The sequence below is a fragment of the Sinorhizobium sp. B11 genome, from assembly GCA_039725955.1.
Lineage (GTDB): Bacteria > Pseudomonadota > Alphaproteobacteria > Rhizobiales > Rhizobiaceae > Rhizobium.
The window spans coordinates 4,476,835-4,497,088 of the sequence record CP091034.1 but is presented as its reverse complement, the minus strand read 5'-3'; the positions used below and the strand labels follow the sequence as shown (position 1 = coordinate 4,497,088).

Below are 20,254 nucleotides of genomic sequence, written 5' to 3'. Positions count from 1 at the left end.
CATGTTTCTCACGTTTGCGCAATTTGCGCAACGGTCTCACCGCGCTGCAGGTTGACGCCGCATTCGATCTGCAGGGGCGTGGCACTGGGATCTGCAAGCCGCCGCTGTACAAGGCCAATGGCCTGCCGGGCCATCTCGGCACAGTCGACGCGCATTGTCGTCAGCCTTGGATGCATGAGCGCGGCATAGGGAAGGTCGTCGAAACCAATGACGGAGATCTTTTCCGGCACGGGAATGCCGGCCGCCCCGAGGGCGTTCATGAGACGGAAAGCACCCATATCGTTGGCGCAGAAAACGCTCGTCCACCCGGCTTCGCCGCGGGCACGCTTCTCCACCTCAGCCAGCAATTCCGCATCGGTGCCGCCAGCAACGCTGATTGCCGTAGAGACCGCATCGGGACAGGCCTCCAGCGCTGAATAGAAACCGCGGCGGCGCTGGGTCGTCGTCCAGCGCGTATGATCATGGATATAAAGAAGATTCCGGTGACCCGCGTTTAGCAGGGTGCGGCCTGCGAGTTCGGCTCCAAAGAAATTGTTGGGCGCCACGCAGTCAAAGCGCATGGCGGGATCATAACCATTGACCAGCACGGCGTGGCGCGTGCCATCGAGGAAATGCGATGCAAGATTTTCGGATAGGTCGATGCCGACAAAGATCGTCATGTTCGCTTCTTCATTCTCCTGGTCGCGCAGCATGCGCTCTGGACCAAGGGAGGTCTCGTCCACCATGCGGATGGAGAGCGTGAAGCCGCCGTCTCGGGCGCTGCTCTTCAGGCCGGCGATGACAGCTTCGTAGAAGGGCGCAAGGCCGCCCGTGGCAAGGCTTCCCGTCACATAGGCGCGCAGGTGGCGCATTTGCGCGGCCGGCTGGCGTCCGCGTCCGAGATAACCGGCATCCTGCGCAAGTTTGCGGATTTGCATGCGGCGCTCGTCGCTGATGCCTCGCGCATCGGACAGTGCGCGCGAAACAGTGCTGACGGAAACGCCCGCTGCTTTTGCGATCGCAATTTGGTTCGCGTCGGGCTTGCCTGATTTCTTCACTACCTGTCCTCCTGAACCCTTCGATCAAACGAGGATTCCCGCGACAAATCCACCCTTTGCCACGCATTTTCAATAGCTCTTCGCAGCTTATCGCAGCGCAAGAGACGGTATGTTGCGCAATCAAATTTGCACAGAACTGAAATTTGCGCAATTGACAACGCAAATTGCGCATGCAGAATTGCGGCCCTGTAGAAGGACGGTCCCGCGGCCGCGCATTGCGTTTGCGCTCAGTCCGGTGCCGTCGGTTTCGGGAGGAGGAGTTCCATGACAAACGACATGAAACGCGAATTCATTCAGGCGATGATCAGTCGCCGCCAGCTTCTGCAGGCTGCCGGCGCCGGTGCTACGGCTGCCGCCATGTCCGGCTTCGGCTCGATTGCGAGCGCGCAGGAGAAGGTGGAGCTGACCATCTGGGCCTGGACGCCCAACACGCAGAGCGAGATCGACCTCTTCACCAAGGCCTTCCCGAATATCGGCGTGAAGCTCGAGAATGCCGGCCAGGGCCCGGATGAATATGTGAAACTGCGCAACGCTATCCAGGCCGGCAGCGGCCTGCCCGATGTCGGCCAGGTCGAATTCACGAACATTCCGGGTTTCCGCCAGCTGCAGGCGCTGCTTGATATGGGCCAGCATGGCGCTAACGAGGTCAAGGACAAGTTCATCGACTGGACTTGGGCCTCTGCTTCGGATGGCGATGCCGTCTACGGTATTCCGTGGGACTCCGGCCCGATGGGTATTCTTTACCGTGCCGACGTGCTTGACCAGCACAAGATTGCGGTTCCGAAGACCTGGGCCGAATTTTCCGCCAACTCCAAGGCGCTCTCCAAGGCCGCGCCCGGCACTTACCTTACCAATTTCGGCGGCACGGCCGACGGCGGCTGGGTGATTGCACTTCTCGCGCAGGCCGGCTGGAAGCCCTTCGAGCTCAAGGGCACGGATCTCAAGCTGAACCTCAACGATGCGATCGCCAAGAAATGGGCCGTCTTCTGGCAGGACCTGATCGATGCCGACGCCGTCGGCGTCAAGACACCGGTCTGGACGACCGACTGGTTCACCGGGCTCGATGAAGGCACCTATGCCTCGTGGATGACGGGTGCCTGGGGCGCCGTCTTCATTCCGCAGTTTGCCAAGAAGAGCAACGGCCACTGGCGCGCAGCACCTCTTCCGCAGTGGGAAGAGGGCAAATATGTCTCCGCCAATCTCGGCGGTTCCACCTTCGCCGTCTTCAACACGACCAAGCATCCGAAGGAAGCCACGCAGCTTGCCGTCTTCCTCGGCAGCAATCCGGAAGTGGCGCGCATGTGGACGACCAAGCAGTTCCTCTTCCCGGTTCTGAAGGAGCTTACCTCCGATCAGGAGCTGATGGGCCACAAGTACGATCTCTATGGCGGCCAGGCCGTCAACGAGGTCTTCGCCGAAAGCGCCAAACACGTCGACTCTTCGTTCCAGTATGCGCCGTTCCAGGATTATCTCGCTGCCCAGGTGCAGCAGGAATTCTCGGCCTCCATCGGCGGCAAGGGCTCGCTCAGCGATGCCTTCGATCGCTTGCAGGAAGGGGTCAGCGCCTATTGCTCCGACCAGGGCTACACCGTCTCCCAAGGATGAGCCGCGGGGATGCGGGATTTTCTTCCCGCATCCTTTTGCATCACGCGCGCCATGCCGGCGCCTTTCGCATTGAACTGCCGGAGACGGATACATGGCCGGTTTGAAAAGCCGCAAGCGGCGATACCGGGTGAGCAAGGGAATTGCGCCCTATCTCTTCCTCGCGCCTTTCGCACTGCTTTTCATCGCCTTCCTGATCGCGCCGATGGCCTATGCCTTCACGCTGGCAATCTACAAGACAACAGTGGTTGCCGGGACGAAATTCGTCGGCGCGGAGAATTTCGTGCGCGCGCTCGGCGATCCCAAGTTCTGGCAGGGCGTCATCGTGCTGGTGAAATTTGCCCTGATCCAGATCCCCGGCATGGTGGCAGCGGCGCTACTTATCGCTCTCATTCTCGATAGCGGCACGGTTTATGCAAAGAGTTTTTTCCGCATCAGCTTCTTCATTCCCTATGCCGTGCCGGCGGTTATCGCGACGTTGATCTGGGGCTATCTCTACGGCCCGTCGTTTGGACCGTTCACACAGCTTGCCACGGCCATCGGTCTGCCGCCGCCGAATTTTCTCGGGCCGAGCACGATATTGCCGTCGATCGCCAATATCGCGAACTGGGAATATACCGGCTATCAGATGATCATCTATTACGCCGCCCTGCAGGCCATTCCGGCCGATCTCGAAGAGGCGGCCTCCATGGACGGGGCGAACAGCTTTACCTATGCGATGCGGGTGAAATTGCCGCTGATCGCTCCGATGGTCGTCGTCACCATCATCTTCTCGATCATCGGCTCGCTGCAGCTCTTCTCCGAGCCCTATTTGCTGCGCAATCTGGCGCCGACTGTCATCAACAATGCCTTTACGCCGAACTACTACGCCTACACGCTCGCCTTTACCAACCAGCAGTACAACTATTCGGCTGCGGTTTCCTTTGTGCTCGGCGGCGTCACGGCAGTGATCTCCTATGCCTTCATGCTGATCGTCAACCGCGGAGGCCGCAAATGACCATCGTCGGCAAATCGAAACGCTCTTCCGCCTTTCGCCGCAATCGCTGGACGCTGACGGCAATCCTCGCCGTGATCTGGCTTTATACGGCGCTGCCGCTGTTTTACGTCCTGGTGGCGGCGTCCAAATCGAACAACGACCTCTTTACCACCTTCGGGCTGTGGTTCTCGGGCGACTTTCGGCTTTTCGAGAATATCCGCCAGGTCTTTTCCTATCAGGGTGGCATCTTTGCCCGGTGGCTGCTCAATACCGTTTTCTATGCAACGGTTGCCGGCATCGGCGCGGCACTCTTTTCAACCATGGCCGGCTATGCGCTGGCAAAATATGACTTCCGCGGCAAGCGCCTGATCTTTGCGATCATCCTCGGCGCCGTCATGATCCCGCAGACGGCGCTCGTCGTGCCGCTCTTCCTGCTCATGTCGAAGGTAGGCATGGTCAATACGCCGTGGGCGGTCATCCTGCCGTCGCTGGTCTATCCCCCGGGCGTCTTCCTCATGCGGGTCTATGCCGACGATGCCATTCCGAATGAGCTGATCGATGCCGGTCGAGTCGATGGCGCCGGTGAATTCCATATCTTCTCGGCGCTGACGCTCAGGCTTCTGATGCCGGGCTTTGCCACCGTGCTGATCCTCTCCTTCGTGGCGACCTGGAACAACTACTTCCTCCCGCTCGTGGTGCTGAGTTCGGCCGAATATTTCCCCGTCACGGTGGGGCTGGCGCAATGGTACGCGACGGCGACCGTCGGTTCGGGCGGCGGGGCGGCTCTTTTCACGCTGGTACTGGCCGGCGCACTCATCAGCATCGTTCCCGTCATCATCGCATTCATCGTCATGCAACGCTTCTGGCAAGGCGGCCTCGGCGCCGGCGGCGTCAAGGCGTGAGGAGACTGGCACATGGCCGTCATTGAACTTCGCAAGATCCGCAAATCCTTCGGTGCACTCGACATCATCGGCGGACTGGACCTCCATATAGAAGACGGCGAATTCGTCGTTTTCGTCGGTCCGTCGGGCAGCGGCAAGTCAACGCTGCTGCGCCTCGTCGCCGGTCTGGAGGAGGCCACCTCCGGCCAAATCCTGATCGACGGCGAGGATGTTACGGAGCTCGGCCCGGCAGACCGCAGCCTGTCCATGGTCTTTCAGTCCTATGCTCTCTATCCACACAAGACCGTGCGCGCCAATATGGCCTTCGGGCTGGAGGTGGCGCGCACGCCGAAGACGGAGATTGCGCGGCGCGTGCAGGCGGCGGCGGCGTCGCTGAGGCTCGAACCGTATCTCGACCGCAAACCAAAGGAGCTTTCCGGCGGCCAGCGGCAGCGCGTGGCGATCGGCCGTGCCATCGTGCGCGATCCCGTCGCCTTCCTGTTCGACGAGCCGTTATCGAATCTCGATGCGGCACTCCGAGCGGAAATGCGCATCGAGATCGCCAAGCTGCACCAGCGGCTGAAAGCGACGATGATTTACGTCACCCATGACCAGGTCGAGGCGATGACGCTTGCCGACAAGATCGTGGTCTTGAAAGACGGTGAAATCCAGCAGATCGGCTCGCCGATCGATCTCTATGAGAGGCCGGCCAATCTTTTCGTCGCGCAATTTCTCGGCTCGCCGAAGATGAACGTCTTCGACGCGGAACGCGTGAATGGTGGACTACGCGTGGCCAGTTCGGGGCGCCTCGACCTCGCTTCGGCGCCCGCCAATGCAGCCAAGCTTGGCGTACGGCCGGAAGACATTACCGTGACCGCTGTCGGCCAGGGTAATCTCGACGGCAAGGTGGACGTGGTGGAGCGACTGGGCTCAGATACTTACGCCTATGTCGCCCTTTCCGACGGTGCGCTGGTAACGGTGCGGCTTGCCGGAAATGCCCGGCTCACCGTCGGCGAGGCCATCAGCCTTCAGTTCGACAGGAATGAACTGCATCTTTTCGACGGGACCGGCCAAGCAATCGCCCTGTAAACACGTGCATTTTCATATACAAGCCGCCTCTAATCTTCTTATTTTTGCAGATATGTAACCGAGATAACTTTTTACTGACGTGTAACTTGGCTAAGGTCCGCGCATCTGTGGCTTGCAAAAGGTGAGATGCATGGCAGGTGAAACGGTACTCGTCGTCGGCGGTGCGGGATATATTGGCTCGCATACGTGTCTTGATCTGGCGAACAAGGGTTACAAGCCCGTCGTCTTCGATAATTTTTCCAACGGCCATCGCGAATTCGTCAAATGGGGACCGGCGGAAGAGGGCGATATTCGCGATAGGGCCCGTCTCGATGAGGTGCTGGCAAAGCATAAGCCGTCGGCAATCCTGCATTTCGCGGCGCTGATCGAAGTCGGCGAATCGGTCAAGGATCCGGTCTCGTTCTATGAGAATAATGTCATCGGCACGCTGACGCTGTTGTCGGCGGCGCAGGCCGCCGGCATCAATGCCTTCGTCTTCTCGTCCACCTGCGCGACCTATGGTCTGCCGCAGAGCGTGCCGCTCGATGAGACGCATCGCCAGGTGCCGATCAATCCCTACGGCCGTACCAAATATATCGTCGAACAGGCGCTTGCCGATTACGACCAGTACAAGAGCCTTCGCTCCGTCGTGCTGCGTTATTTCAATGCCGCCGGTGCCGATTTCGAAGGCCGGATCGGCGAATGGCACCAGCCGGAAACGCATGCGATCCCGCTGGCGATCGATGCAGCGCTCGGCCGTCGCCAGGGGTTCAAGGTTTTCGGCAGCGATTACGAGACGCGCGACGGCACCTGCGTGCGCGACTATATCCATGTTCTCGATCTTGCGGACGCACATGTGCGCGCCGTCCAATATCTGCTTGATGGCGGTGAATCCGTCGCGCTCAATCTTGGCACGGGCACCGGCACGACGGTGAAGGAACTGCTCGGCGCCATCGAAGACGTCTCCCGAAAGCCGTTCCCGGTCGAGTATATCGGTCGTCGCGAGGGCGATTCGCATACGCTGGTTGCCAATAACGACAAGGCGCGGGACGTGCTGGGCTGGGTGCCGCAATATGATCTCTCGCGGATCATCCAGTCGGCCTGGAACTGGCATGCGCGATCAAACCATCACTGAACGCGGCTCAAAGCCCAACGTTCTCGTCATCACTGCGGACCAATGGCGCGGCGATTGTCTCTCTTCTGTGGGGCACGCCTGCGTCAGGACGCCCAATGTCGATGCCCTAGCTAAAGACGGGACGCTCTTCCGGCGGCATTATGCCGGTGCCGCTCCCTGTTCGCCGGCGCGGGCCACGCTCTATACCGGCCTCTACCAGATGAACCACCGGGTCTGCCGGAACGGTTCGCCGCTCGACCGGCGTTTCGACAATCTGGCGCTGGCAGCAAGGCGGGCGGGTTACGACCCGACGCTGTTCGGCTATACGGATACGGCGCCCGATCCGCGCGATATGGATGCCAATGACCCGCATTTGACGACCTATGAAGGTGTGTTGCCGGGTTTCACTGTCCGCCAGCTTCTGCCGGAGCATGAGAGGCAGTGGCTCTCATGGCTACGCTCACGCGGCCGCGCGGATGCCACCAGCCGCGATGTCCATATTCCGGTCGGGACTGTCGCAGGGGAAATCTCGAATGCGGCGCCAGCCTATTCACGCGAAGAAACGCAGACCGCTTTTCTGACAGGGGAATTCATCCGCTGGATGGGCGAGCAGGATGCGCCATGGTTCGCGCATATTTCCTTCCTGCGGCCGCACCCGCCTTTCTCGGTGCCGGAGCCCTTCAACCGGATGTTCGGGCCTGGGGAAGGCCCAGCTTTTGCGCGTGCGACGGACCGTGAAAGGGAACAGCAAGGCCATCCCTATCTCGCCTATGCCATGCCGCGAACTCAAAAAGGCAGCTTCATCCATGGAGCGGAGGGACCGCTCAGCGATTTGAGCGCTGCCGACTTCGACGCCATCCGGTCGATCTACTATGGGATGATCGCCGAGGTAGATGACCAGCTCGGTCGGATCTGGCAGGCGCTGAAGGATGCGGACGCATGGGACAACACGATCGTCGTCTTCACGTCCGATCATGCCGAGATGGCGGGTGATCACTGGACGCTCGGCAAGGGCGGCTATTTCGAGGGCAGTTATCATATTCCTCTCGTCATCCGCGATCCTCGCGCGGCTTCAGCCGGCGGTATCGTCGAGAGTTTCACCAGTGCTGCCGATGTGTTCCCGACGCTCTGCGATCGGCTCGGCATCAGACCTGCCAACAATATCGACGGGCGCTCGCTTGCGCCTTTCCTCGATGACGGTATGGCGCAGGGCTGGCGGGATGCGGCGTTCTGGGAATTCGATTTCCGGGATATCGCCCATGGCGAAGCGGAACGGCATTTCGGCCTTCGGCCGAACGAGCTGAATCTTGCCGTCATCCGCGACGAGCGATTCAAATATGTACATTTCACTTCATTGCCAGCACTGCTCTTCGATCTCGTCAAGGATCCGATGGAACTGCGCAATCTTGCCGATGACCCGGCCTATGCTTTGGTGCGGCTCCACTATGCCGAACGGCTGCTGTCGCTCAGAGCGCGACATCTGGATCAGACGCTTGCCTATACCGAGCTGACGGAAAAAGGGCCGGTGATGTACCGGCCCTGAGCGGCGTCAGAAGTTTCCGAGGAAGTCCCGCTTGCCGACCGGCGCACCCTGATTGCGCAGGATGGCGTGTGCCGTCGTCACGTGAAAATAGAAGTTCGGCAGCGCGAAGAGCGCGACATATTCGATGCCGGGAACGACAGAGCCGTTGCGGCCCGGAACCGTGATTTCCCTTAGACCGCTGCCATCAAGAGCTTCGGCAGAAAAGCTCGCAAGGTAAGCTTCGGTCTTGGCCATACGCTCCCGCAGGTCGGCGATCGTCGTTTCATTATCTTCGAACTTCGGCGCCTCAGTTGCCGTCAGGCGGGCGAGCGCGAACTTCGCGCTATCGCTGGCGCGCTGATACTGGCCGGAAAGCGGCAGCATATCCGGGGCAAGGCGTGCATTTATGAGGATGGCCGGGTCGATTTTCTTTTCCTCGGCATAGGCTTCCGCCTTGTCGAGATAGGTCTTCAGACTGGCAATGCCGCGCTGGAACATCGGCACGGTCAAACGATACATCGAAATGGACATTGGTCCTCTCTCCAAATTCTCTAAAAAACGGCTGTGTGCGCAGGCCGTTGGGGCTCCGCCTAGATGGGGATCTCTACGGCTTTCGCAATACGCGCCTGTGACGGTCCTTTCCCATGATGGCCAGATTGCAACAGACCAATCATGCACAATTCACCTTGGCAGAATGGCTTCTACTCCGCAGCGACAGCGGAAATCGGCAAAGAGACTTGACGTCGTTTCGATAAAATGGAATGAATATTCCGCGAAACAAATTTTACGGTTTGTTTGTTCCGTTTTAACGGAACCGCCACGGGAGAGGCGGCATGGGATTGAGGTTCGCAGACGGATGTCTGGGACCCCGGCGTGAGGAGGGTGCAGCCGGGCACCGCTTTGTGGAGGAAATGCAATGAAAAGATTTATCCTGGGCACCGCGATGGCGCTCGTCCTGTCGACGGCCGCACATGCGGAAACCGTTGGCGTTTCGATGGCGAAATTCGACGACAACTTCCTGACCGTTCTGCGCAACGGGATGACCGATTATGCAAAGACGCTGAATGGCGTGACCCTGCAGGTTGAAGACGCGCAGAACGACGTTTCCAAGCAGCAGAGCCAGATCCAGAATTTCATCGCCTCCAAGGTCGATGCAATCATCGTCAACCCTGTCGATACCGATGCGACGACTGCAATGTCGAAGCTCGCTGCCGATGCCGGCATTCCGCTGGTTTACGTCAACCGTCAGCCGGTCAACGTCGACACGCTGCCCGAAAAGCAGGCTTTCGTCGCTTCCAACGAACAGGAATCCGGCACGCTGGAAACCAAGGAAATCTGCCGTATTCTCGGCGGCAAGGGCAAGGCCGTCGTTATCATGGGCGAGCTTTCCAACCAGGCTGCGCGCATGCGCACGCAGGACGTTCATGATGTCGTCAAGACAGACGAATGCAAGGGACTGGAGATCGTGGAAGAGCAGACGGCCAACTGGGATCGTACCCAGGGCGCCGACCTGATGACCAACTGGCTCTCCAGCGGCATCGAGTTCGATGCCGTGATCTCCAACAACGACGAAATGGCGATCGGCGCCATCCAGGCGCTGAAGGCAGCCGGCAAGGATATGACCAAGGTCGTCGTCGGCGGTGTCGACGCCACGCAGGACGCGCTTGCCGCAATGCAGGCCGGCGACCTCGATGTCACCGTGTTCCAGGATGCCGCGGGCCAAGGCAAGGGCGCGCTCGACACGGCACTCAAGATTGCCAAGGGCGAAAAGGTCGAGAAGAAGGTCTACATCCCCTTCCAGCTCGTCACGCCTGCCAACGTCAAGGACTTTGTCTCCAAGAACTGAGGCAAACGCCAAGCAGGATGCGGGTTCTGCCCGCATCCTTTCAGCCTGTCCGTATCCGGAGGAGATGATATGGTCGTCAGCCCGTCAACCATGGCCGCAGTGCGCGCAAGCGGCGCAGTTCCGAATGCGGAATATCTCTTGAGCGCAGAGGGCGTTCGCAAGGAATTTCCGGGGGTCGTCGCGCTCGACGATGTGCAGTTCCGGCTGAAGCGCGCTTCCGTGCATGCGCTGATGGGTGAAAACGGCGCCGGCAAGTCGACTCTGATGAAAATCCTCGCCGGCATCTACACGCCCGACAAGGGCGATATCCGCCTGAAAGGGGCGGAAATCCGGTTGAAATCTCCGCTCGATGCGCTGGAGAATGGGATCGCCATGATCCATCAGGAGCTGAACCTGATGCCGTTCATGACGGTCGCCGAAAATATCTGGATCCGCCGCGAGCCCAAGAACCGCTTCGGATTCGTCGACCACGGCGCGATGCATCGCATGACCGAGGCGCTGTTTGCCCGGCTCAATATCGCGATCGACCCAGATATCGAGGTCCGCTACCTCTCGGTCGCAAACCGGCAAATGGTCGAGATCGCCAAGGCAGTTTCCTACAATTCCGACGTCCTCATCATGGACGAGCCGACCTCGGCGCTGACGGAGCGCGAGGTCGAGCATCTTTTCCGCATCATTCGCGACCTGAGATCCCAGGGCATCGGCATCGTCTACATCACCCACAAGATGAACGAACTCTTCGAGATCGCCGACGAGTTCTCCGTTTTCCGTGACGGCAAATATATCGGCACGCATGCCTCCACTGATGTTACCCGCGACGACATCATCCGCATGATGGTCGGCCGCGAGATCACCCAGATGTTCCCGAAGGAAGAGGTGCCGATCGGCGAGGTAGTACTGTCGGTGAAGGACCTCAGCCTGTCCGGCATCTTCCGCGACGTTTCCTTCGAGGTGCGCTCGGGCGAAATACTCGGTGTGGCAGGCCTCGTCGGCTCCGGCCGATCGAATGTCGCCGAAACGCTGTTCGGCGTGACACCGGCAAGCTCCGGCACGATCGAGCTTTTCGGCAAGCAGGTACAGATCACTTCGCCGACGGCAGCGATCCGCAATCGCATGGCTTTCCTCACGGAAGACCGCAAGGATACGGGCTGTCTTCTGATCCTCAACGTGCTCGAAAACATGCAGGTCGCCGTGCTGCACGACAAGTTCGTCAAGGGCGGCTTTGTTCAGGAGGGCGCGATTGAGGAAACCTGCGAGGACATGGCGCGCAAGCTGCGTGTCAAGACCCCGACCCTCTATGAGCGGGTCGAGAACCTCTCGGGCGGCAATCAGCAGAAAGTGCTGATCGGCCGCTGGCTGCTCACCAATCCGAAAATCCTGATTCTCGACGAGCCGACACGCGGCATCGATGTCGGGGCCAAGGCGGAAATCCATCGGCTGGTCACGGAAATGGCGCGCAACGGCGTCGCCGTCATCATGATCTCTTCGGAGATGCCCGAGGTTCTCGGCATGAGCGACCGTATCATGGTGATGCACGAGGGGCGCGTCACCGGTTTTCTCAATCGCGACGAAGCAACGCAGATCAAGGTGATGGAACTCGCCGCGCAGTGATTGCGCGTGACAACGATCGCCAAAGGGAGGTTTGACATGACTATCAAGGCAGCAGAGGGCACAGCACCCCTCGCAACCCGGCCGAGACGGCGGCGTGTGCCGCCGGAACTCAGCATCTTCCTCGTGCTGGTCGGTATTGCGCTCGTTTATGAAATTCTCGGCTGGATCTTTATCGGCCAGAGCTTTCTTCTGAACTCGCAGCGCCTGACGATCATGATCCTGCAGGTCTCCGTCATCGGCATCATCGCTGTCGGCGTCACCCAGGTCATCATCACCGGCGGCATCGATCTTTCGTCGGGCTCGGTCGTCGGCATGACGGCGATGATCGCAACCAGCTTCGCCCAGTCCTCTACCTGGGGACGAGCCGTCTTCCCCTCGCTGACCGACCTGCCCGCTCTCGTGCCGATCATGATCGGCCTGCTGATCGGGTCGGCTGCCGGTCTCATAAATGGCGCGCTCATCGCCTATACGAAGATCCCTCCCTTCATCGCAACGCTTGGCATGTTCGTTTCGGCGAGAGGCGTGGCGAAGTGGTATACGAAGGGGCAGCCGGTTTCCGGGATCACCGAGCAATTCCATTTCATCGGAACCAAGGCGTGGCCCGTCGTCGTTTTTCTGGTTGTTGCGCTGATCTTTCACATTGCGCTGCGCTACACCCGCTACGGCAAGTTCACATACGCCATCGGTGCGAACCCGCAGGCCGCGCGCGTCTCGGGCATCAATATCGAGGCGCATCTCGTCAAGGTTTATGTGATTGCGGGATTGCTTGCCGGTCTTGCCGGTATTGTTACGGCGGCTCGCGCTGAAACCGCCCAAGCCAGCATGGGTGTCGGATATGAACTCGACGCGATTGCCGCGACCGTCATCGGCGGCACTTCGCTCACCGGCGGCGTCGGACGCATCACTGGCACCGTCATCGGTACCGTCATTCTCGGCGTCATGACGTCAGGCTTCACCTTTCTCAGGATCGACGCTTACTACCAGGAAATCGTCAAGGGCGTCATCATCATCGCGGCCGTCGTTATCGACGTCTACAGGCAGAAGAAACGAACCAAGCACTGAACCGGGAAAAGGGGGCTTCGGCCCCCTTCACTGTTTATGGAGAACGGCTGTGGTCACAACGAAGGATCCAGGGCTCCGGATATCTTCAGATGGTGCACGAGTTTCTGGCGATCCCCCAAAATCATCTCGGGAGGGATATCGGCCGGATAGAAGAGATCGATTTCCAATCCCTCGGCGAGAGCGTCATCTGTCGGTCCGGGCAATTGTCTCTCACCTATGCGCGCTTCGAAGACCGCAAGCAGGAAGTCGAAGGTTTCGCCTTTCGGTGAAATAAACTTTTTTCGCTCGAGTTCGATCAGATCCACGCGATCCAGGGAAACGCCAATCTCCTCTGATATCTCGCGGCGAAATGCGACCGAAAAATCCTCGCCTTCTTCGACCGTTCCACCCGGCAGGGACCAGCCCGCGTGCATGCCGCTTCTCTTCGCGAGGACGATTTGACCGCTGGCATTGTGGATGATGCCGATCGCTCCGCCCCGCGCCCGTCGGGAAAAGTGCTTGTGTTTCTGTGCCTCAAAATCAGCTTCCGGTAGGGGCTGATCGGTCGCCGTCAGCCTGGCATTCGGGTGTCGTCGGGTAAGCGCGTGGAAAATTTCCTCACTCATGGAGTTCTTTCAGATCATTGGCAGAAAAGACCGTCTGCGCTGATTGAGGCTGCGGATCGCAGGATGCAAGGTATCTGCGGCGCCGCCCTTTTGCATCGCAAAATTGCATGGTTTCCACATTGCGCATTTGTAAAAAAAGAGGTGGCGCTTTCTGTCAGCTTTTCTATTGTTGCCGCTTCGGTCCGCCCGTTCGGGCAGTGCAGGAAAGCAGATGCAACTCGTATTCGACGGTCATAACGACGTTCTCCTTCGACTCTGGTCCCATGCGAAAGACGGAAGCGATCCGGTCGCGGAATTCGCAAACGGTACGACGGCAGGCCATATAGATGCCATCAGGTCTAAGGCTGGCGGTCTGGCGGGTGGCCTTTGTGCCATTTACGTCCCATCGGGCGATCTCGTGTTTGCCGATCCTGATGTGAACGGCCATTACGCGACGCCGCTTGCTGCTCCCCTCGACCCGCTGCCCTCGCTTGCCATCGCCACGGAGATGGCGGCGATCGCGCTCAGGCTCGACCGTGCCGGCGCCTGGCGGCTCTGCCGAACGGTGAAAGATATCCGCAAGGCGATGGTATCAGGCGTTTTTGCTGCTGTCCTGCATATCGAGGGCTGTGAAGCAATCGGCGCCGATCTCGCTGCTCTGGATGTTCTTTATGCCGCCGGGTTGCGTTCGCTCGGCCCGGTGTGGAGCCGGCACAATATCTTTGGGCATGGCGTGCCCTTTGCCTTCCCGAGCTCGCCGGATACGGCGCCGGGTTTGACGGAAGCCGGCTTCGCGCTCGTGCGCGAGTGCAATCGTCTCGGAATCATGATCGATCTTGCCCATATCACCGAGAAGGGTTTCTGGGATGTGGCGGAGACGAGCGACCAGCCGCTCGTCGCCAGCCATTCCAACGCCCATGCGCTGACACCGGTCGCCCGCAACCTCACCGACAGGCAGCTCGACGCGATCCGTGAGCGTCGCGGTCTTGTCGGTGTGAACTATGCGACGGCGATGCTTCGTCCGGATGGCCGCTCCGATGCCGATACGCCGCTTTCCGACATGATCCGCCATATCGATTACCTCGTGAACCGGGTCGGGATCGATTGCGTGGCGCTCGGTTCGGACTTTGACGGTGCTACCATTCCGGAAGAAATCGGTGATGCCTCGGGCAACCAGAGGCTGATTGCCGCTCTCCGGCAAGCTGGCTATGGTGCGGAGGACTTGACCAAAATGGCCAGCGAAAACTGGCTTCGCATTCTGGCTTCGGCGTGGAGGGAAGAGGACGCCTGAGACCAAATAATACTTAGTAATCAATCAAAACAGGGGAACAAACCATGATGATTACCAAACTGAACCGTAGCTTCCGCCTTCTTTCCGCAGGGGCGGCCCTTTCGCTCCTGATGGTAGCAGCGCCTGCTGCCTTCGCAGAGACGCCGAAGGACACGCTCGTCGAAGGTTTCGCCATCGACGACATCATCTCGATGGATCCGGGCGAGGCTTTCGAGCTTTCGACGGCCGAGGTTACCAGCAACACCTATAGCCTGCTCGTTCGTCTCGACATGAACGACACCTCGAAGATCAAGGGTGACCTCGCCGACAGCTGGACGGTTTCCGATGACGGCCTGACCTACACCTTCAAGCTGAAGCCGGATCTGAAGTTTGCGTCCGGCAATCCGATCACCGCCGAAGACGTTGCCTGGTCCTTCGAGCGCGCCGTGAAGCTCGACAAGAGCCCGGCCTTCATTCTCACGCAGTTCGGCTTGACCGGCGACAACGTCGCCGAGAAGGCCAAGGCTGTCGACCCGACCACCTTCACCTTCACTGTCGACAAGGCCTATGCGCCGAGCTTCGTGCTGAACTGCCTGACGGCAACGGTTGCTTCCGTTGTCGACAAGAAGCTGGTGGTGGACCACGTGAAACCGGTCACCGTCGATGCCGACCACAAGTACGACAACGATTTCGGCAATGACTGGCTGAAGACGAATTATGCCGGTTCCGGCGCTTACAAGCTGCGTGAGTGGCGCGCCAACGAAGTTGTCGTCATGGAGCGCAACGACAATTATTACGGCGAGAAGGCGAAGCTTAACCGCGTCATTTATCGCTACATGAAGGAAAGCTCGGCTCAGCGCCTGGCGCTTGAGGCCGGTGATATCGATATCGCCCGCAACCTCGAGCCCAATGATCTCGACGCTGTTGCCAAGAACGCAGATCTGGCGACGACCAATGCGCCGAAGAGCACCGTCTATTACGTCAGCCTCAACAGCAAGAACGAGAACCTGAAGAAGCCTGAGGTCCAGGAAGCCTTCAAGTACCTCGTCGACTATGACGCGATCGGTGCGACCCTCATCAAGGGCATCGGCGAAATCCACCAGACCTTCCTGCCGACCGGCCAACTTGGCGCATTGAACGAGAACCCTTACAAGCTCGACGTTGCCAAGGCGAAGGAACTGCTTGCCAAGGCCGGCCTGCCGGACGGTTTCTCGGTTACCATGGACGTGCGCAACACGCAGCCGGTCACCGGTATTGCCGAATCCATGCAGCAGACGCTCGCCCAGGCCGGCGTGAAGATGGAGATCATCCCCGGCGACGGCAAGCAGACGCTGACGAAGTACCGTGCCCGCACGCACGACATGTATATCGGCCAGTGGGGCTCGGACTATTTCGACCCGAACTCCAACGCCGATACCTTCACCTCCAATCCGGACAATTCCGACGCTGGCACGGTGAAGACCCTTGCATGGCGCAATACCTGGGAAGCGCCCGAGCTTGACAAGGAAACCAAGGCTGCCCTGCTCGAACGTGACGCCGCCAAACGCGCCGGCATGTATGAGGACGTGCAGAAGAAGTTTCTCGCCAACAGCCCCTTCGTCATCATCTTCCAGCAGATCGAAGTGGCCGGCTATCGCAAGAGCCTTAAGGACTTCAAGTTGGGTCCAAGCTTCGATACCAACTATGTAGGCCCGATCTCGAAGTGATGAGCCGGTCAGGCTGATCCAGTGAGTATTGTCGAAACAAGACAGGAGGCGCGGCCCCGCAAGGGCCGTGCACTCTCCTTCGCAAAGGCGTTGGGGCGTTTCCTCTTCGCCGCAGTCACCACCTATCTCGGCCTTCTGGCCGTCACCTTCTTCATCGGCCGCGTCGTGCCGATCGATCCCGTGCTCGCCATACTCGGCGATCGCGCGCCGACCCATGTCGTGGAGCGCGTTCGCCGCGAGATGGGATTTGACCTGCCGCTTTACGAGCAGTTCTACATCTATCTGAAAGGCATTCTCTCCGGGGATTTCGGCAATTCCGTCCTGACCACCAATCCGGTCATGGTCGATATCCGCCGCGTTTTCCCCGCTACTCTGGAGCTTGCGACCGTCGGCACGATCATCGGTTCGGTCATCGGTGTTCCGCTTGGCGTACTCGCTGCCGTGCGCCGCGGCAGCATTGTCGATCAGATCGTGCGCGTCATCGGGCTTGTCGGATATTCGGTGCCGATCTTCTGGCTGGCGCTGATCTCGCTCGTCGTCTTTTATGCGCAGCTGCGCTGGGTAGCGTTCCCTGGTCGCATCGACATCGTCTACGAATACAGCTTCACCCCGGTTACCGGCTTCTACCTTCTCGACAGCGCCTGGCAGGGCCAATGGGATGTCTTCTACGACGTCTTCCGTCACATCATCCTGCCGGCCTCGCTGCTCGGTTATTTCTCGCTCGCCTATATCAGCCGTATGACCCGCAGCTTCATGCTGAACGAGCTGTCGCAGGAATATGTGGTGGCGGCCCGCGCGAAGGGACTTTCGGAAACGCGGGTGATCTGGGGCCATGCATTGAGGAATGCGGCGGTGCCACTCGTGACGGTGATTGCGCTTTCCTATGCAGGCCTGCTTGAGGGCTCGGTGCTGACGGAGACGGTCTTTTCCTGGCCCGGGATCGGCTTCTACATCACCAACTCGCTGCAAAGCGCAGATATGAACGCCGTGCTCGGCGGCACGATCGTCATCGGCACGGTTTTTGTCGGCATCAATCTCATTTCCGATCTTCTCTATCGGATACTCGACCCGAGGACGCGAAACCGATGACGGTTCCGACCACGCCTTCCACGCCGATCAGCCGCCGTGAGTGGCTACTGTCGGATCGACCGCAGTCGCGCACGCAGGCCCGGCTCGGCCGCGCCTATGTTACCTGGCGGCAGTTCACCGCCAACAGGCTCGCCGTCGTCGGTCTGCTCATCATTTTGGCGCTGCTGCTTGTCGCTGCTTTTGCCGATGTCATCGCCACGCATAATCCGGTCATGGGGGACTTGAAAAATGCCCGCCTGCTGCCGCCCGGCAGCGCCGGTTATCTGCTCGGCACCGACGACCAGGGTCGCGATATCTTTTCGCGCCTCGTCTACGGCTCCAGGCTGACGCTCCTCGTCGTCGTGCTGGTCGCCATCATTTCCGCGCCGATCGGACTCATCGTCGGTACGGTATCGGGTTATGCGGGCGGATGGGTGGATGCGACGCTGATGCGCATCACCGATATCTTCCTTGCCTTTCCGAAGCTCGTGCTGGCGCTCGCCTTCGTCGCGGCCCTCGGGCCTGGCATCCAGAACGCCATCATCGCGATCGCCATCACCTCCTGGCCCCCTTATGCGCGTATCGCCCGCGCCGAGACCCTGACCGTGCGGCGGTCCGACTATATTTCGGCGGTTAAGCTGATGGGCGCCTCGCCCCTGCGCATCATTGTGCGGCACATCATGCCGCTCTGCATTTCCTCGTTGATCGTGCGCGTGACGCTCGACATGGCCGGCATCATCCTGACGGCCGCCGGCCTTGGATTCCTCGGTCTTGGCGCTCAGCCGCCGCTGCCGGAATGGGGCGCGATGATTGCTTCCGGCCGCCGCTTCATCCTCGACCAATGGTGGGTCGCGGCCATGCCCGGCATCGCCATCCTCGTCGTCAGCCTCGGCTTCAATCTCCTGGGTGACGGCCTGCGCGATGCGCTCGATCCGAAGGAGGCTGGTCAATGAGTTCGCTTCTAACCGTGAAAAACCTGCGCGTCAGCTACCCGACCCGGACCGGTGTCATCGAAGCCGTGCGTGGCGTCTCCTTCACGCTCGGCAAGGAGCGGCTCGGCATCGTCGGCGAATCCGGTTCCGGCAAGTCGCAGACGGGCCGCGCCATCATGGGCCTGACGCCGAAGCACGGTGTCGTCACGGCCGACACGCTGGATTTCAGCGGCATCGATCTGCTGAAGGCGTCGGCGGCCGAACGGCGCAAGCTGCGCGGCAAACGTATCGCGATGATCCTGCAGGATCCGAAATATTCACTCGACCCGGTGATGACCATCGGCAAGCAGATCTGCGAAACCCTGCGCACGCATGAGAGGATCGGCAGAGGCGAGGCACGAGACCGTGCGCTCGACATGCTGCAAGCGGTGCAGATCCGCGATCCCCAGCGCGTCTTCGATCTGTATCCCCACGAAGTTTCGGGCGGCATGGGTCAGCGCGCAATGATCGCGATGATGCTGATCGCCGGGCCGGAACTCCTGATCGCCGACGAGCCTACCTCGGCGCTCGACGTAACAGTCCAGCTCGATGTCCTGAGGATCATGGACCGGCTGGTGTCCGAGCGTGGCATGGGATTGATTTTCGTCTCTCACGACCTGAGGCTCGTTTCCTCCTTCTGCGACCGCGTCATCGTCATGTATGCTGGCCGCATTGTCGAAGAGATAGCCGCATCTGAGCTTCGCAATGCGAAGCATCCCTATACGCAGGGCTTGTTGAACTGCATGCCGCAGATCGGTGAAGATCGGCATCCGCTGCCGGTCCTTGACCGTAAGTCGGAGTGGGCGGCATGAGTACAGCGCTGTCTGCAGACCATCTCGGTGTCGTCTATGACCATTTCCATGCGTTGAAAGACGTGAGCGTTTCCATCGAGAGCGGCGAATCCTTTGGCCTCGTCGGTGAGTCCGGCTCGGGCAAGTCGACGCTGCTGCGCGCGGTCGCCGGGCTTGCGCCGGTCAGTGAGGGAACGATCCACATCCATGGCGAGGTGCTTAAAGGCTCGAAGCGAAGCAGAAGCTTCTACCGAGGCGTCCAGATGGTCTTTCAGGATCCCTATGGCTCGCTGCATCCCCGCCAGACCGTCGACCGGCTGCTTCTGGAGCCGCTCGCCATCCACGGTATCGGCGACGGCGAGAAGCGCATTGCCAGGGCACTCGACGAGGTCGGGCTCGGCAACGGCTTTCGCTTCCGTTACCCGCATCAGCTTTCCGGAGGCCAGCGGCAGCGTGTGGCGATCGCCCGCGCCCTGATCGTCGAGCCGTCGATCCTGCTGCTCGATGAGCCGACGTCGGCGCTCGACGCCTCCGTCCAAGCCGAAGTCCTCAACCTTCTGGAACAGATCCGCCGTGACAGGAAACTGACGTTCGTCATGGTCAGCCACGATCTCGGGGTCATCACCCACATGTGCGAGAGGCTTGCCGTGATGCGCGGCGGCGCTGTTGTTGAACGGCTGACATCGGCCGAACTTGCCGCCGGGAGCGTTCACGAGGAGTACACGCGAAATTTGATGATCGCGAGCAAGGGTTTCGTGAAGGCTTGAAAGCCAATGTTTTCAAGCCTTTGAAAAACTTCGCAAGGCATCGGCGTTAAGGATAATGTTTTCCTAAAACACGACCATTCGACTAGACTATTGACAGCTGCCTTGGTTCTGTCATGATCCCGTTAACGACCGTTAGCTTTCGTGATCGATGGAGGTTGAGGCATGTTCTTTCTCGGTGGGATGACCATGGGTTACCTCGATCCTCCGGTTAAGGCGGAGCGGAGGGATACCTCCTCCGTGACCATCCCGGCGGAAAAGGATCGCCGGTTGATCGAAACATCTCCCAATGCACCCCAGAGCGATGGTGCCGTTGAGCGCTCCTGGATCTGGGCATGGCGCACGCTCTGCTAAGTTGACGCCTGGGTGGATTTTCTCTTC

At 59.8% G+C, this 20,254-nt stretch carries 19 protein-coding genes; 16 read left to right on the top strand and 3 right to left on the bottom strand.

Annotated features, from left to right (window positions below; genetic code table 11):
- Positions 1-8 precede the first annotated feature (8 nt).
- Positions 9-1,037, bottom strand: coding sequence for a LacI family transcriptional regulator (locus LVY75_32160; protein ID XAZ23399.1), 1,029 nt, complete (start codon positions 1,035-1,037; stop codon positions 9-11).
- Between the two features lie 264 nt (positions 1,038-1,301).
- On the opposite strand from LVY75_32160, the gene LVY75_32155 reads away from it, so the two are divergent.
- The 6 genes from LVY75_32155 (at position 1,302) to LVY75_32130 (ending at position 8,221) form a co-directional block, all read left to right on the top strand.
- A complete protein-coding gene (locus tag LVY75_32155; protein XAZ23398.1) occupies positions 1,302-2,642 on the top strand; it encodes an extracellular solute-binding protein in 1,341 nt (446 codons plus the stop codon).
- Positions 2,643-2,733: 91 nt separating this feature from the next.
- Complete coding sequence (locus tag LVY75_32150) at positions 2,734-3,636, top strand: sugar ABC transporter permease (GenBank protein XAZ23397.1); 903 nt, start codon at positions 2,734-2,736, stop codon at positions 3,634-3,636.
- A complete protein-coding gene (locus LVY75_32145; protein XAZ23396.1) occupies positions 3,633-4,517 on the top strand; it encodes a carbohydrate ABC transporter permease in 885 nt (294 codons plus the stop codon). The genes LVY75_32150 and LVY75_32145 overlap by 4 nt, the downstream gene beginning before the upstream one ends.
- Positions 4,518-4,529: 12 nt before the next feature.
- Positions 4,530-5,585: an ABC transporter ATP-binding protein gene (locus tag LVY75_32140; protein ID XAZ23395.1), complete on the top strand. Its 1,056-nt coding sequence runs from the start codon at positions 4,530-4,532 to the stop codon at positions 5,583-5,585.
- Between the two features lie 130 nt (positions 5,586-5,715).
- On the top strand, positions 5,716-6,699 hold the full coding sequence (gene galE / locus LVY75_32135; GenBank protein XAZ23394.1) for a UDP-glucose 4-epimerase GalE: 984 nt from the start codon (positions 5,716-5,718) through the stop codon (positions 6,697-6,699).
- Positions 6,677-8,221 carry an alkaline phosphatase family protein gene (locus tag LVY75_32130; GenBank protein XAZ23393.1) on the top strand — a complete coding sequence of 515 codons (1,545 nt, stop codon included), beginning with the start codon at positions 6,677-6,679 and terminating at the stop codon, positions 8,219-8,221. Before galE ends, LVY75_32130 begins: the two co-directional genes overlap by 23 nt.
- Before the next feature lie 6 nt (positions 8,222-8,227).
- Here the strand turns inward: LVY75_32130 and LVY75_32125 are convergent, their stop codons facing one another.
- Positions 8,228-8,731: a DUF1993 domain-containing protein gene (locus LVY75_32125; protein XAZ23392.1), complete on the bottom strand. Its 504-nt coding sequence runs from the start codon at positions 8,729-8,731 to the stop codon at positions 8,228-8,230.
- Positions 8,732-9,116: 385 nt separating this feature from the next.
- On the opposite strand from LVY75_32125, the gene LVY75_32120 reads away from it, so the two are divergent.
- The 3 genes from LVY75_32120 to LVY75_32110 all read left to right on the top strand — a co-directional run bounded on the left by LVY75_32120 (position 9,117) and on the right by LVY75_32110 (position 12,719).
- Entirely contained in the window at positions 9,117-10,046 is a 930-nt protein-coding gene (locus LVY75_32120) for a sugar ABC transporter substrate-binding protein (GenBank protein XAZ23391.1), read from the top strand.
- A 69-nt stretch (positions 10,047-10,115) separates the two neighbouring features.
- Positions 10,116-11,657, top strand: a complete 1,542-nt coding sequence (locus LVY75_32115; protein ID XAZ23390.1) for a sugar ABC transporter ATP-binding protein — start codon at positions 10,116-10,118, stop codon at positions 11,655-11,657.
- 36 nt (positions 11,658-11,693) lie between these two features.
- The gene (locus tag LVY75_32110; GenBank protein ID XAZ23389.1) at positions 11,694-12,719 is read left to right on the top strand and encodes an ABC transporter permease; all 1,026 of its coding nucleotides are present in this window, start codon (positions 11,694-11,696) and stop codon (positions 12,717-12,719) included.
- A 53-nt stretch (positions 12,720-12,772) separates the two neighbouring features.
- Here the strand turns inward: LVY75_32110 and LVY75_32105 are convergent, their stop codons facing one another.
- Positions 12,773-13,324, bottom strand: coding sequence for an NUDIX hydrolase (locus LVY75_32105; GenBank protein ID XAZ23388.1), 552 nt, complete (start codon positions 13,322-13,324; stop codon positions 12,773-12,775).
- Between the two features lie 211 nt (positions 13,325-13,535).
- Here LVY75_32105 and LVY75_32100 point away from each other — a divergent pair, with 211 nt between their 5' ends.
- The 7 genes from LVY75_32100 to LVY75_32070 all read left to right on the top strand — a co-directional run bounded on the left by LVY75_32100 (position 13,536) and on the right by LVY75_32070 (position 20,227).
- Positions 13,536-14,594, top strand: coding sequence for a dipeptidase (locus tag LVY75_32100; protein ID XAZ23387.1), 1,059 nt, complete (start codon positions 13,536-13,538; stop codon positions 14,592-14,594).
- A 44-nt stretch (positions 14,595-14,638) separates the two neighbouring features.
- Positions 14,639-16,279 (top strand): ABC transporter substrate-binding protein, encoded by a 1,641-nt coding sequence (locus LVY75_32095; GenBank protein ID XAZ23386.1) that lies wholly within the window; start codon positions 14,639-14,641, stop codon positions 16,277-16,279.
- 21 nt (positions 16,280-16,300) lie between these two features.
- Positions 16,301-17,368: an ABC transporter permease gene (locus LVY75_32090; GenBank protein ID XAZ23385.1), complete on the top strand. Its 1,068-nt coding sequence runs from the start codon at positions 16,301-16,303 to the stop codon at positions 17,366-17,368.
- On the top strand, positions 17,365-18,300 hold the full coding sequence (locus tag LVY75_32085) for an ABC transporter permease (GenBank protein XAZ23384.1): 936 nt from the start codon (positions 17,365-17,367) through the stop codon (positions 18,298-18,300). The genes LVY75_32090 and LVY75_32085 overlap by 4 nt, the downstream gene beginning before the upstream one ends.
- The gene (locus tag LVY75_32080; GenBank protein XAZ23383.1) at positions 18,297-19,130 is read left to right on the top strand and encodes an ABC transporter ATP-binding protein; all 834 of its coding nucleotides are present in this window, start codon (positions 18,297-18,299) and stop codon (positions 19,128-19,130) included. The genes LVY75_32085 and LVY75_32080 overlap by 4 nt, the downstream gene beginning before the upstream one ends.
- The gene (locus tag LVY75_32075) at positions 19,127-19,876 is read left to right on the top strand and encodes an ABC transporter ATP-binding protein (protein ID XAZ23382.1); all 750 of its coding nucleotides are present in this window, start codon (positions 19,127-19,129) and stop codon (positions 19,874-19,876) included. The genes LVY75_32080 and LVY75_32075 overlap by 4 nt, the downstream gene beginning before the upstream one ends.
- Before the next feature lie 162 nt (positions 19,877-20,038).
- On the top strand, positions 20,039-20,227 hold the full coding sequence (locus LVY75_32070; protein XAZ23381.1) for a hypothetical protein: 189 nt from the start codon (positions 20,039-20,041) through the stop codon (positions 20,225-20,227).
- Positions 20,228-20,254: the final 27 nt, after the last annotated feature.